General features: G+C 70.0%; 11 protein-coding genes. All 11 read left to right on the top strand.

Going from position 1 to position 14,081, the window contains the following annotated elements:
• Window positions 1-8: 8 nt before the first annotated feature.
• The 11 genes from WME89_RS26200 (at window position 9) to WME89_RS26150 (ending at window position 14,047) form a co-directional block, all read left to right on the top strand.
• On the top strand, window positions 9-1,640 hold the full coding sequence (locus WME89_RS26200; RefSeq protein WP_438011805.1) for a hypothetical protein: 1,632 nt from the start codon (window positions 9-11) through the stop codon (window positions 1,638-1,640).
• Between the two features lie 33 nt (window positions 1,641-1,673).
• The gene (locus tag WME89_RS26195; protein ID WP_438011804.1) at window positions 1,674-2,267 is read left to right on the top strand and encodes a hypothetical protein; all 594 of its coding nucleotides are present in this window, start codon (window positions 1,674-1,676) and stop codon (window positions 2,265-2,267) included.
• A complete protein-coding gene (locus WME89_RS26190; protein ID WP_438011803.1) occupies window positions 2,264-3,985 on the top strand; it encodes a type VI secretion system baseplate subunit TssF in 1,722 nt (573 codons plus the stop codon). The genes WME89_RS26195 and WME89_RS26190 overlap by 4 nt, the downstream gene beginning before the upstream one ends.
• On the top strand, window positions 3,982-4,614 hold the full coding sequence (locus WME89_RS26185; protein WP_438011802.1) for a DotU family type IV/VI secretion system protein: 633 nt from the start codon (window positions 3,982-3,984) through the stop codon (window positions 4,612-4,614). The genes WME89_RS26190 and WME89_RS26185 overlap by 4 nt, the downstream gene beginning before the upstream one ends.
• Window positions 4,615-4,628: 14 nt before the next feature.
• Window positions 4,629-4,949 (top strand): hypothetical protein, encoded by a 321-nt coding sequence (locus WME89_RS26180; protein WP_438011801.1) that lies wholly within the window; start codon window positions 4,629-4,631, stop codon window positions 4,947-4,949.
• 15 nt (window positions 4,950-4,964) lie between these two features.
• Window positions 4,965-8,696, top strand: coding sequence for a type VI secretion protein IcmF/TssM N-terminal domain-containing protein (locus WME89_RS26175; RefSeq protein WP_438011800.1), 3,732 nt, complete (start codon window positions 4,965-4,967; stop codon window positions 8,694-8,696).
• Window positions 8,693-9,130, top strand: a complete 438-nt coding sequence (locus tag WME89_RS26170; protein WP_438011799.1) for a hypothetical protein — start codon at window positions 8,693-8,695, stop codon at window positions 9,128-9,130. Before WME89_RS26175 ends, WME89_RS26170 begins: the two co-directional genes overlap by 4 nt.
• 129 nt (window positions 9,131-9,259) lie before the next feature.
• The gene (locus tag WME89_RS26165) at window positions 9,260-10,258 is read left to right on the top strand and encodes a DNA/RNA non-specific endonuclease (RefSeq protein ID WP_438011973.1); all 999 of its coding nucleotides are present in this window, start codon (window positions 9,260-9,262) and stop codon (window positions 10,256-10,258) included.
• 649 nt (window positions 10,259-10,907) lie between these two features.
• Window positions 10,908-11,249, top strand: a complete 342-nt coding sequence (locus tag WME89_RS26160) for a hypothetical protein (RefSeq protein ID WP_438011798.1) — start codon at window positions 10,908-10,910, stop codon at window positions 11,247-11,249.
• Window positions 11,250-11,266: 17 nt separating this feature from the next.
• Entirely contained in the window at window positions 11,267-11,806 is a 540-nt protein-coding gene (locus WME89_RS26155) for a hypothetical protein (protein ID WP_438011797.1), read from the top strand.
• Between the two features lie 933 nt (window positions 11,807-12,739).
• Window positions 12,740-14,047 carry a diaminobutyrate--2-oxoglutarate transaminase family protein gene (locus tag WME89_RS26150; RefSeq protein WP_438011972.1) on the top strand — a complete coding sequence of 436 codons (1,308 nt, stop codon included), beginning with the start codon at window positions 12,740-12,742 and terminating at the stop codon, window positions 14,045-14,047.
• Window positions 14,048-14,081: the final 34 nt, after the last annotated feature.

Below are 14,081 nucleotides of genomic sequence, written 5' to 3'. Positions count from 1 at the left end.
GGCGGGCCATGTTCACCGACCGGCTGGAGCTCTCGTTGACGCTGACCATCCAGGGGACGGCGTTCACCATCCCTTCCGGCAACGTCAAGTCGTTCGACCTCGATCTCGCGAGCCACGGCTTCTCCGGCGCGGTCGAGTTCGTCGTGGCGAACGCGAAGACGCACGGGGGAGCCGAGGCGGACGCGCTGCTCGCGAGCTTCCTCGCGCCCGACATGGTCACGGTGAGCCTCGGGGTCTCGGTGGTCCACGACGACCCGGAGGCGTCGTCCTCGCTCGCGCCCGTGACCGTCGTCGGCCTCGGGCAGCGCAAGACCCTCACCGAGCAGGCGACGCGGGTGATGAAGGACCGCCCCGTCCTCTACCGCCGTTACCGCATCGAGTTCGCCGACCCGGCGGCCGTGCTGTGGAAACAGCACTTCCCGTGCGTGCTCTACACCGAGAAATCGGTGCAGGACGTCATTGAGGCGAACAAGGGCGACGCGATCTCCCTCACGTACGACTCGACCACCCTCGGCGTGACGCGCCCGCTCGTCTTCCTGCACCTCGACCCTACCTACGGAGCGAGCTTCTACGATCTCGTGCTCTGGTACCTCGACGCGAACGCGGGCGTGTGGGCGTATGATTACCCGAACGGCGCGTACAAGATCAGCGACGCGAAGGACGCGTCGGGGAAGGCGTCGAGCCTGTTCGGCGACGACGCCGGGCTCGTCACCATCGTCCTGCCGGAGGTGCCCCGCGCCAGCGCCGCGGTGCTGAGCTCGTACGCGGCGAGCCCGCAGAACAAGCCGGTGAGCCAGGCCCAGGCCGCGAGCGGCATGCGGCGGGACTACCTGATGCGCTCGGCCATCGCGCAGGACGTCGACGACCGCGTGACCCTCGAGACCAAGCGGCTCTTCGTCCGATCGAGCGAGCTCGAGATCGCCTTCCGCCGCTTCCCGACGATCGCCATCCACCCCGGCGTGCTGATCCGGCTCGAGGCGAGCGCCCTGTGGAGCAGCGAGGCGTCGAGCCTCGCCGCCACGTGGCGGGTGCGGCGCTACCGCATCGAAGGCCGCGCCGAGGACCAGGACGCGGACGCCGACCACGACGCGCCGAACGCCGGATACCGCCTCGCGGTCACGGCGCGGCTCGAGCAGCAGGACGACCCGTACGTCGAGCTGCCGGCCTTCACCGCGCCGACCTACCCCGGCTATGTCGAGGGCAAGGTCGTGAGCGAGCAGGGTGAGGCGCCGGACGTCACCTACCAGTTCTACACCGACGAGGCCACGTCGCTCGACAGCTACAAGGTGACCGTGCCCCTCTGGGACAACCAGACGATCACGGCGCCCTTCGCGCCCACCATGGGCTCCGGCAACCTCTATCTCCCCGCGTACCGCGACGCGCGCGTGCTGCTCGCGATCGGGCTCACCCGCGCCTCCATCGCCCAGCTCCTCGACTGGCGCGCGGACGCGAAGCTGGCGATGGACGTGCAAGGCGAGCAGATCTTCTTCGGGAAGTCGGCGACGAACAGCACGGCGATAAGCCACGCCTACGACGGCGAGAACCCGGTTATGAAGGTCGCCCGGATCCACGACAAGGACACGGCGACCCTCGAGATCAAAGAGGGCTCCTTGATCATCACGGTCAAGGAGGACTCCTGAGCCCACGGGCGGGCGGAGGGCGGCGAAGCGGCGATGGGCACCCTGATCTGCACCCTGGAGATGAACAAGACGACCGGGATCACGATCACGATCACGAACGACGACGACAAGATCACCCAGATCGTGACCGCGGACGGCACGACGCTCACGCTCAAGGTGCAGCGGAAGCGGCAGGGGCAGGGGCAGGAGGACACCAGCACGATCACGCAGCGGGCCGACAGCGTTGCGATCAAGTGCAAGACCTTCACCCTGGACGCAGAGACCATCACCTGCACATCGACCAAGGCGTCGACGTACGCGAGCAAGGACACGCTCGACGTGACGAGCGACAAGGACATGACCCTCGGGAGCCAGCAGAAGCTCGGGCTCAGCAGCGCGGGCGACATGTCGCTCGCGAGCCAGGCCAAGCTCGGCGCGTCGAGCGGCGCCGACATGACCCTCGCGAGCCAGACGAACCTCTCCGCGTCGGCCGGCGCGAAGGTGACCGTGTCCGCGGCCGCGGTCCAGATCAGCGCTGACGGCCAGCTCAGCGCCGAGTCCTCGGGCGTCGCCACGCTCAAGGGCAGCATCACCAACGTTCAAGGGAACCTGGTGAACGTTCAAGGGAACCTGGTGAACCTCGGATGAGCAGGGGCGACGCCTTCTACGCCGAGTTCGTGGCCGAGCTCGCGGCGCTCGACAGCTTCCTGACGACGCGGGCCGTGTCGCGGGAAGAGGCGGCGGCCGGGCCGGCGCGCCCCGGGCAGCGGAGCCGCGTCCTGCCGGTGAGCCGCCATGATCCGGACGTGCGCCGCCTGCTCGAGGCGATGGCGTACTTCAGCGCCCGCACGCGCATGCTCGCGGCCGGCGGGCTGCGCGACGCCGTGAGCCGGCTCCACCGCGGCTACTTCGACTTCCTGCTCGCGCCGGTGCCGGCGATGGCCCTGCTCCAGGCCGTGCCCAGGCAGGGCCTCCGGGCGCCCGCGGCCCTCCCGCGCGGCACCGAGGTGCGGCTCACCAGCGCGGCGGGCTCGGTCGGCCTCTTCTCGACGACGCGGCCGCTCACCGTCCTGCCCCTCGCGGTCGGCGATGCGCGGGTGATGCGCCGGGGCCGGTCCGGCTTCCGGCTGGTGATCCGGCTCGACGCCATGACGCCGATGCCGGCCGCGGCGCTCGGCCTGCTCAGCCTTCACGTCGATCACCTCGCCGATTACCACCGATCGCGCGAGATCACCCAGATGCTCACGAGCTCGCTCGAGCGCGCCTCGGTGTTCTTCGATCAGGCGCCCAGCGAGGAGGCGGACGGGGCCAGGTGCGACGCCTACTGCGGCGCGCCCAGGGGCGCCGCGCTGCCGGACGGCGACGAGCTGGAGCACCCCCTCGCGCGGATCCGCTCGTTCTTCCACTTCCCCGCGCAGGAGCTGTTCCTCAACCTCCATCTGCCCGGGAGCGAGAGCCCCTGGAGGCGCGCCTGGGTCTGCGTGGACCTCGACGAAAACTGGCCTCGGGACCTCGTCCTCAACAAAGATGTGTTCCAGCTCTTCGTGGTACCCGTGACGAACCTCCACAGCGCCCCGGCCCGCCCCATCCGCTGCGACGGGACCAAGGAGGCGTACCCGCTCCACGGGGTCAACCCGGTCGCGCTCGGCGGGGTCGAGGAGCGCCCGGGCGAGGAGATCCGGCTGCACGCGGTGACCGGCGTCTACAGGCTCACGGCGCGCGGCCAGGAGCCCATCCGGTCGGGGCTCCTGTCGGACGAGGGCGAGGTGTACGAGATCGAGGTGACCGGCGACGACCCGGACGAGCTCGAGCACCGGCTCCTGCTCAAGATGCCGGGCGCGTTCGAGGCGCCGAAGACGGTCATCGCCGCGGCGCGCTGGTATCAGCCGGCGTTCGACGCCGTGGCCACGGGCAGGCTCGACGCCTCGCTGCAAAAACGCAGCCTCAGCTCCGTGGATCTGCGGCTCGCGGGCAACCTCGCGCCCCACCGGACGAGCCCGCTCTGGAACCACCCGCTCAAGCTCCTTCACCTGATCTCGCTCCGGACCAAGGTGGACTTCAGCCGCGAGGAGCTCGCGGATCTCCTCCGGATCCTGGGCGCGGACGAGGCGAGCCTCCACCGGGGGATCGCCGACCTCGTCACGGACGTGACCGCGAGCGAGGCGCCCGAGGGCGGCCCGCGCGGCGGCGTGCGCTACGTCTACGAGCTCACGCTGCGCCCGTACGAGCCGGCGCTCCAGGGCCTCGTGGACGACCTCCGCGACAAGCTCCACGCGCTGCTCGACGCCTGGCTCCCGGGCGCGGTCGAGGTCCGGATCGCGCCCCCGGGCCGCGCGAAGCTCTTGCCCCAGGGCAGCGCGCGATGAGCGCCGCGCTCTGGGGCGAGGTCCTCGCCGCCCGCCGCGAGATCGACGCGTGCATCGCGCGCGCGCTGCCGTCGAGCGCCGACGACTCCATCGGCCCCGACGCGCTGGAGGCGCTCCGCGACGCGATCCGCGCCCGCCTCGCGAAGCTCGAGGCCACGCTCACGGGCGCGCTGGGCAGGGCCGACGCCGCGGCGGCGATGCTGCCGATCGTCCTCGAGCTCGACGAGCGGGTGATGGCCAGGCTCTCGCTCGGCGATCGGCTCGACTGGCCTCTGCTCCAGGACGGCGTGCTCCGCGACGAGAACGGCGGCGAGGTCTTCTACGCGCGGCTCGACGCGCTGCTGCGCCCGCAGGTCAAGGCGTCGATGGTCCACGAGGTGTATTACTGGTGTCTCGAGGACGGCTTCTGCGGCCGGTACGAGGAAGGCGACCCCGCGATCGAGCGGTACAAGGGCGACCTCCAGCGGGCGATGGCGAAGCCGAAGGCGCAGGCGCGGCCTGAAGACGCGCCTGCCGGCGCTGCGGCGCGCCCGCCCGGCCGGCGGCTCCCCCCGGCGGTCTACTACACGGGCACGGCGATCCTCGTCGCGCTGATCTGCGTGGCACCCATGCTCCTCTCCAACCTCTGAGACCCCGCCTCGAGATGAAGACCGCAGCCCCCGACGACCCGCGCCGCGCGCCCGCGCTCTCGTCCTCCGAGGCGGCGGCGCTCGCCTCCGCGCTCGAGCAGGAGGTCGCGCAGGCGCTCGGCGCCGGCGCGGCGAACCCGGCGCTCGCGCGCGTCCTCGCGGCGATCCGCGCCCGGGCGGCGGCGATGTTCCCCGCGGCGGGGCCGCCCCCTCCGCCCGCGGCCCTCGCGAAGCTCGGCGCGGAGATGGGCAAGGACCTCGACGCGCTGGAGGATCTCCTCGAGGCGCTCCAGCTCTTCCCTGCGCGCCCGCTCCCCGCGAGCGACGGATCGTGACCGGGGCCGCGCGGCATGCAGGGGGACACGGAGGCAGCGGGCAAGGCGGAGTCGCTCCTCGAGAGCGTCCCGGGCTGGGTGTGGGCGGCGCTCGCCGTGCTCCTGGTGGTCGGCGGGGCGGCGGTCGCGGTCTGGCTGTTCCGGCGGAGAAAGAAGGCCTCGCTCCCGGCGCCGAACAAGGCCCCTTCGCTCGCGAAGGATAGCCTCCTCGACCTCTGGAACGGTTTCCTCGACAGGCAGCCTCGCGCGGCAAGGCACTATCCCGTCTTCATCGTGCTCGGCGGCGCATGCGCCGGCAAGACGCACCTCATCGACGCCCGGATCGACCTGAAGAAGCAGGCCGCGCAGTTCCGCAAGAGCGTGGAGCAGAGCGACCTGATGCAGCTTTACCCGGGCAAAGAGCTCCTGGTGCAGGAGATCTTGGCCCCGCTCCTGCGCGACACCTCGGACGACGCCAGGGCCGCGCTCACCGCGCTCTGGGGGGCGATCCGCTGGCAGGCGCCCACGGTGGTGATGGCGCTCGACGCGCGCAAGCTCCTCGAAGACCGGCCCGACGAGCTCAGGGAGCTCGGCCAGCTCACCCGCGGCAAGCTCGATATCCTCTCCGACGTTCGCGGCAAGCGGGTTCCCGTCCGCCTCTGCCTCACGCACCTCGACGCGATCGAGGGGTACCATGAGCTCGTCAAGGTGCTCCGCGATCGGGGCGCGGCTCGGCCTCTCCCGCTCGGCGACGGCGCGAGCAGCGCCGGGCTGCACCGGGGCCTCGCCTCGCTCGACGCGTACCTGCCGGGCGCGGTGGCGCTGCTGTCGAAGGAGGAGTTCGACAGGTTCATCGGGTTCTTCGCGCGGGCGACGGACCTCCTGGGCGCGCTGTCGGCGTTCACCGCCGGGCTCGATGAGGACGTAGGCCTCGCGAACGACAGTCTTTACCTGAGCGCGCTCGACCCGGAGGAGCACCTCGGCGACCCGTTCGTGGTGGACCCGCGCACCCTGGCCGCCCTGGCGGCCGACGCGCGACAGGCCGAGTGGCGGCTCCGGACGGTCTGCCTCGCGGTCCTGGTCTTCAGCGCCACCGCGATGGCTGGGTTCTATGGCTACCACGGGTACAGGCTCGGAGAGGCGAGCGACGCGGTGGACCGCCTCGTCCGCGCCGCCGCCCAGGGCCCGCGCGCGACGGCCGGCGACGATCTCACCGAGGCCGAGCGCGCCGCCGGCGAGCAGCTCGCGGAGCTCTTCCGCTCCGAGGCCATCTGGCCTCTCCTGCGCTACAGCTTCACGGACGACAAGCAGCAGCTCCGCAAGCGGTTCGTCGACGCCGTGCGGACGGCCTACCTGCTGCCCCTGCTCGGCGGCCGGCTGGATCGGGACCGGCTCGTCTACGCGGTCGGGCTCCTCTACGCCGCGCGCGACAACGATCTCGGCGCGCTCGTGCGGCGGGTGGGCGGGGAGACCTTCGCCGAGCGCATCGGCGTGCCCGGGCCGGTGCCGGAGGACTACGTGGAGAACAGCGAGCGGGCGTGGTCGAAGGTCGCGCAGGCCGTCCCGTCCACCCCGGTCGACCCGCGCTCGCCGTCGACCGATCTCGACGTGTGGTTCGACTACCTCGCTGACCTGAACGGGGCGTATGCGCGCGACGAGCTGACGCTGTCGCAGCTCAAGGACCTGCAGCAGCGCGCCGTCCCGCTCGCCGACGTGCTCGACGCGTCGACGTGGTACCCGACGGTCCGATCGATCCTCGAGCTCCTGTCCCGCGACTGGCGGCTCGACCTCGACGCCATGTTCGGTCCGCTCGCCGCCGCGCCCACGGCGCCGCCGTGGGTGAACGACAACCACGACACGCTCGCGGGCTTGCTCGCGATGGTGCAGAACGCGAGGCTCCGGCCGACGCGGGTGGACGGGATCAGCCTCCAAGAGCTCCTGACGCTGCTCGCCCCCCAGGCGGCGCCCGCCGCGCCCGCCGCTGCCTCCGCGACGGCGGCGGCCGCGTCCTCCGTGCCCGCCGCGCCCGCCGCGCCCGCCGCTGCCTCCGCGGCGGCGGCCGCGTCCTCGGCGGCCCCGCCCGCGTCGGGCTCGGCGCCCGCCGCGAGCGCGCCGGCCCCGGCGGATCGGACCTACCGCCTCACGATCAACGAGCAGACGTTCACGTTCAGCGCCGGTGGGTGGTCCTCGCTGATCGGCCACAGCCAGATGGCGCTCCTGGTCGACGCGTTCACCGCCGATGTCGCCCGGAAGGGACGGTGGCCGTTCTTCAGCGCGCAAGCGGGCTATGCGGACGTCGGCCGCGCGGCCGTGCCGGGCAGGGGCGCGAGCGGCGCCATCGAGGGGGTCTATACGAAGGAGGCGTTCAACGCCGACGTGAAGCCGTCGCTCGAGGCGGTGGACGCCGCGCTCGCCGCCGCGCCGCTCTCGAGCGCGAAGAAGGAGTCGTTCCGCGTGTACCTGCGCGACCAGACGCGCTCGTACGCCGGTCGCCTGGAGCGGGAGCTCCGCGGGTACTACCGCAGCTTCCAGCTCACCGTGCGGTCGCAGGCCGTGCTGCAGATCGCGATCGGGGACATGAGCCTTCCGTCGTCGTGGTTCACGGGCTTCCTCGCCACCTTCGCGGACAACGCGAGCCTCGATACGGAGTCGAAGACAGCCGGCGCCTACCTCGCGCCGTTCTCCGACGATCTCGCGGCGTTCAGGCCGGTCGTCGACATCATGACCCCGCAGAAGGGCCAGTATCCGAAGCTCGACGCGTACACCGAGATCCTCGCCCCGCTCGCGGACACCGCGCCGGCCGCGTCCGCCGCCGGGGCGAGCGGCGCGGGGCTCGCCGACAACCTCTCTCCGCTGGGCAAGGCGGCGCTCGGCATGTTGCTCGCCGACAAGGACTCCGTGCTGGTCCAGGTGCAGGCCTGGCTCGACGCGAACGGCGTCGCCGGCGAGGACGCGGCGCCGTTCCTCTCGCCGGTTCACGCCGCGTACCGGTTCGGCCTCGCCGAGATCAACCAGGCGGTGGCGCGGGCGTGGCAACACGACGTCCTCGGGCCGGCCGGGCCGGTCCTGTCGCGGTTCCCGTTCGACCGGAGCGCCGGCCAGGACGCCGCGGTGGCCGACGTCGAGGCGCTGTTCCTGCCCGGCAAAGGCCAGTTCTGGGAGGCGTTCGATCGGCTGATCGCGCCGGTGTGCGTCCAGCGCGACGACGGCTGGGCCGCCCGGAGCTCGCCGCTCGGGTCGCCGGCGCTGCCGGAGGGCATGCTGGGCCAGGTCAACGCCCTCGAGGCCATGGCGCGGGCGCTCTGGAGCAAGGAAGGCAAGCGCCAGCCGCTCGCGCTGAGCGTCAGGCCGCGGCCGCTGCCGGTGGGCACCTTCGACGGCAAATCCGTGACGATGGCGTACCTCCGGACGGGGGAGGCCTCGTCGTTCGCGTTCAACCAGATGGCGTCGGTTCAGCCGCTCTCCATCGCATGGTGGGACCAGCGGAGCTCGTGGATAGGTATCCAGCTCACCTCACCGGACGGCAAGACGCGCGATCAGTCGACGGCGACGTACGACTCGACGTGGAGCTTTTACCGGCTCCTGCAGCGCGCCAGCTCGTTCAAGTACGGGGTGGCGACGTGGCCTGTGCCGCTCGACGACGCGGGCCGGGCGACGACCCCTATCAGCTTCGAGCTGAGCCCCGACCCCTGGGCGAGCGTGGCGACGGCGCAGCAGCCTGCCCCCGCAAAGCCGTCGTCGCGCGCCCAGCGCGGCGGAGGCGGATGACACGGCCCCTGCGCCGCTCCGCCCGCCGGGCCCGGCTCCGGGAGGCGCTCCTGGCCGGCGCGCTGCTGGTCACCGGCTGCTCGTCGTCGCAGCTCACGGTCTCGGTGCGGTCGACGAAGGACACGAACCAGCGCCGGCCGCTCTACATGCTCGTGCGGAGCGTCGACGCGAAGACCTACCTGGCCGAGGCGTACGCCTCGGCGGCGGACAAGGTGATCACCCCCGACGCGTCGGTGCTGGACGCGCAGGTGGTCTTCCCGGGCGTGCAGCGGGACGTCGAGGTGAAGAAGCCCGGCAAGACGCCTGTCGCCGTGTACTTCTTCTTCACGAACCCCACGGGGCGCTGGAAGATGTTGATCGAGCAGCCGCTGCCCGGCCGTGTGGATATCCAGCTCGGGGTGAACCAGGTGGAGACGCAGGGCGGCGGCGAGTGACGGTTGTGCTGCCTGCCGAGGCCGGTCAACGCGCTCGGCAGGTGCCGCAGCGACGGCCGAGCACCACGGAGGAGGCGCAGGTTGTCTCGCCCACGGCACGCGGGTACGATGCGACGAACGAGGTTGGCCATGAACGATCGCAGACACCCCCCGCATCCGGCCACGGTGAAGCCCGCTCCGGTGGCGCAGCCCTCGCTCGCCGCCTCCGCGCCTCCGCACGCCGCGACGGTGCCAACGGCGCGCGCGGCGCAACCGTCGATGCGCGCTGCGCTGCCCCCGCACGCCGCGACCGTTCACCGGCAGAGCGGTGGCGCGGAGCACGCCCCGACGAAGGTCGTCCAGCGCATGGAGATTGAATCCAGCGTGCCTTTCGTGCCCTCGAAGCAGCGTGAGGGGACGCAATCGGAACACTGGTACATGACCGCCGTCCCCGTCCTGCCCCAGCGCCCCTGGTGGGCGGGTCCGGTCACGATCCACTCGGGACGCGCGGAAGACTTCCTGCGCGGTAACCCGATCCCGAAAGGGAGGAACGCGCGGCAGGTCCATGGTTATGTGGTCCCCTGCTCGACGTGGGGGCGGCTGGACGCGCCGAGCCCGAACTCCGGCTTCGAGACCGGAAAGAAGCTCGGCACCGACAAGGGGCACCTGATGGCGCTGCAGCTCGGAGGCCCCGACGTCTCCGAGAACATCGTCCCGCAGCCGTCCAATTGGCAGGCAAGCGGCTGCTGGCGCAAGCTGGAGAAGGGGATTCACGACCTCGCCGTAGCGATGATGAACAAGTACCTGAAGCAGCCGATCTTCCCCCTGTCGACCGAGAAGCTCGCCGCGCTGAGCCTGGACTGGGAAGCGATCCCTGCTCCGGCCTTCCACGTCGAGTTCAGCGTCACCGCCTCGTCGTCGGTCGACCTGTCGACCCAGGCACCGGACTACTACAACGTGAACGTCGGGGTCAGCATGGCGAACCATGAGGGCTACCCACTCCCTGGAAGCCTCGCGGCATGGTCAGCCGAGATCGAAAGCGACAAGCCCGTCAAATGGGGTACTGTCAGCGTCAACGACAGAATTTTCGGGTACGCGGAGCAGAAGAAGATGATCCGCGAAGCGTTCGAGGAACACCTCCGCTACTGATCCTGAAGCGCCAATCCTGATTCGGTAACGGGTAGAGCCTTCAGGCCGACTCATGGTCATGCGCTGCGCGTCTAGCTGCATTCCCTGGAGACAGTGCGCCGCGGGAATTGATTGACCCATTTGCCGGTCAGCTCCTCGATGCCGCTGCCGCCGGGGAGCCTCACGCGACGACCCCCAGGGGCACCGGAAGCCGCACACCCTGCAGGCTGGCCGCACGATCCGGCGCGTGCACCACCGGGCGTACCCCGCTGGGGACGCTGCCTGTACTGCACGCGCCTCGTTGCCCTCGATGGCGACGACGGCTTCCAGGGCGACGACGCCCTCGATCCGGTATCGCTTGCCCTCCGGGGTCTCGATGGGCGTGAACCGCAGCGGGCCTCCGAGGATCGTCTCGAGCGCCTTCCGGGCTTCCTCGGGGTTCCGCTCCAGCATCGCCCGCAGGTCCCCCAGGCGCTGACGAGCCTCCTTCTCCAGCCGCCGGACTTCCAGATCGAGGGCAGATGGCGCCGCCTTGGCTGCCCGGAGGCGGGCCTCCAGCGCTGAAAGCTGGTCCTGCCGCTCGGCGATGCCGTCGAGATCGAGCCTCGTGCGATCGAGACGCGATACGGCGGGATGGCGTTGGTCGAGCAGTTCTATCGGAAGTTCGGGGGTGGCGCAGGAGATCAATCAGCGGGTTCGCGCGCTCGAGCTGCACCTTCCGTATCGCGAGGCGGGCCATGTGCTCGCCCAGGCGATGAACGTCTACGTCGGCGGGCGGTGCCTGGAGGACATGGCAACGCTGCAGAACGACGAGGCGGTGTGCAGGATGTTCGGTGCGTGCCGGCAGCCCGACCCGACGACCGCGGGGGACTTCCTGAGGCGCTTCAACGCCGACGCGCTGACTGGTCTTCGGCAGGCGATCGACGCGGTCCAGCACAAGGTGTGGAGCAAGCTCGCGCGGCACAATGGCCGGCGCTGCATTAAGCGCTCGCTCGCTCGTCGTGGCCGATAGCGACTTCGATCGAAGCGATGTACGCCAAGCATGCCAGCGAGCGGGTGCTTACTTCGCTTTCGTTGGCTGAGACGACCCAGCGAGCACGCCTTGCTGACACGATCGAGAAATGGAATCTCTTCGTGCCCCGTGCGCATCGAGAAGCCGCGCGGCGTCGCGAGCGCGAAGGGTACCGCCCGCGCAAGCGCAAGCCGAACCGACGGCGGCAGCGTGTACGCGCGCGCGGCTACACCGAGCTCCGCATGGCCAAGCAGTACGTCGGTGAGGTGGGCTGGACCCCGCGGGGCAGCCATCAACCCCTGCGGCTCGTTGTTCGCCGGCAGATCCTCGACAGCTTCGAGGGAAAGCAGGGCCGGCTGACCGACTTCATTCGCGATCGGTACGTGGTGACCAACCTCCCCCAGAGCTGGTCGGTCGAGGACGTGATCGATGAGACCTACCTGCGTTGCGACCAGGAGAACGTCATCGAGCAACTCGGCAGCGGCTTGGCTATGTGGCGCAAACGCTCTTCACCGCTCTCCTCGGCTTGTCGCCATAGCGTTGACGCCGCCCCGTAACGCACGCGTCGCATGCATATCGCATTCAAGCGCCGCTTGTAGCGGATACGTGTGTCCTCAGCCAGGGTAAAGAGCCTCCTCGAGCGGAGTTGGACCCGTTCCGCTCGTCCACGTCCCCCTCATTGCCGCTCGAAGCTCGCCGCAGCAGCACTGGAAATGTTGGGGCTGACTGCACATGGCTGACTCGTGAGTAAAGAAGTGTTGGGGCTGCCTACACATGATTGACTCGTAAGCAAAGGCGGGTCAGTTCTTCTGAGCGGTGAAGACCCGGATCGAGGGCAAGTCGGCGGCGGAGGTCTCGCGCATGACGGGATCTCGCCATACACGGTGGCCTCGCGCTTGCAAGCGCGCTGCGCGCGCTTCGTGAGGACTTGACTGCGCGAGAGCGCGCGGTAGAGCATCGACTCAGATTGAGTTCTTGGAAATTCTGAGCGGTCCGATGGAGGGATCGACGGGTTCGCATGGCCATGATCTCGTGCGCACCAAGAGGTGCATGGATGGAACGATAGTCGCCGCCGGTGGAGCTGTCGCGGCAGGAGCAGTCGCTGATGAGGCCGTTGTCACGCGTAAGGACACTGTTCGGCTTTCTCAGGCTGCACCGGCACGAGCTGTTCGACGAGGCATTCTCGGCACGGAACGCGTGACTCGCACCGTGGCATTTTGTGACGGCGTGATGTCGACCGCGCTGGCCGGCGAGCGCGGTTGGTCGAGGCGCTCCTGGTCACGACGAGTTGACGGTCGGCGGACAGGGGCCGTCTAGATGCGCGTCGATCGTGTGTCGACCAGCCGCCACTCGTGGAGCTCGTGAAGGTCCCCGTTCAGGAAACAGGCTCGGCGTACGGCTGGTCGCGCGCCGACGGCGCCAAGTAGGAGTGATCGATGTTGTCAGCAGACGTACCCACGGTCGCCGGCCTCGCCAAGACAGCAGAGGATATGTATGAGTCCGTCAAGCGACGTGAGTCCAGCGCACGGACCTATGCGTCGTCGTTCGAAGCGGTGTTCGAGAGCGGGACGGGCGTCCGCATGCGCGACCGGTCCGGGCGCGAGTTCATCGATTGTCTGACCTGCGCCGGCGCTCTGCCGCTCGGGCACAATCACCCGGAGATCCGAGACGCACTCTTACACTTCATCGGCTCGGGTCACGTGCAGCAGGCTCTGGATCTGACCACGCCGGCCAAGTGCGAGTTCCTCGACGAGCTGTTCGGCCTCTTACCAGACAAGTGGGCCGCCCGGGCGAAGGTCCAGTTCTGCAGTCCGAGTGGGTCCGATGCGGTCGAGGCGGCGATGAAGCTGACGCGCATCGCTACGGGTCGCCAGCCAATCATTGCCTTTCACGGCGCGTACCACGGCATGACCAGCGGCGCGCTGGCCGCGATGGGGAATCTCACCACCAAGGCGGCGCTGCCCGGTGCGGCTGGCGGTATCCACTTCGCGCCGTATCCGTACCAGTACCGCTGCCCGTTCGGCACCGACGGACGCGATACCGACCAGCTCTCGATCCACTACTTGCGAAATCTGTTGTGTGATCCGGAGAGCGGGATTCCCCGCCCAGCGGCGGTCATTGTCGAGGTCGTCCAAGGGGAGGGAGGGTGCATCCCGGTCTCGGACGACTGGCTACGCCAGGTGCGGCAGCTTACCCGCGAGCTCGAGATCCCGCTCGTCATCGACGAAGTGCAGACCGGATTCGCCCGGACCGGGACCATGTTCGCGTTCCAGCGCGCGCGCATTGTCCCCGACGTGCTCATTCTGTCCAAAGCCATCGGCGGTGGCTTCCCGCTGGCGGTCGTCGTGTACGACGAGGCTCTCGATCTGTGGTCCCGCGGCATGCACGCCGGAACGTTCCGCGGCAACCAGATCGCGATGGTGGCCGGAAAGGTCACGATGCAGATCTTGCGACGCGATCGGCTCGCCGAGCACGCAGCGGAGATGGGTGAGCTGCTCATGACGGGTCTGCGCCGGATCGCGAGCGACCACCCGGAGCTGGGAGACGTGCGCGGGCGCGGGCTGATGGTCGGCGTCGAGATCGTGGAGCCGTCGCCCGGCGCACGCCGCGGACGGCAAGACGGAGTGCTGAGCGCGGCGATCAAGCGAGCGGCATTCGAGAACGGCTTGCTCGTGGAGACCGGGGGCCGGCGTGGCTCCGTGCTCCGGCTGCTCCCGCCGCTGATCGTGACGAGGTCCGATGTCGGCGAGATCCTCGACCGCCTCGAGGCGGCGGTCGCTCGCGCCAAGGGGAAGTGACGCGGCCGTGGTGACGCAATCACGCGTCCGGCAG

The organism is Sorangium sp. So ce321, assembly GCF_051530195.1.
In the GTDB taxonomy this organism is placed as follows: domain Bacteria; phylum Myxococcota_A; class Polyangia; order Polyangiales; family Polyangiaceae; genus Sorangium.
Note: the sequence above shows the minus strand (reverse complement) of the source record. Positions and strands in the feature narration are given on the sequence as shown.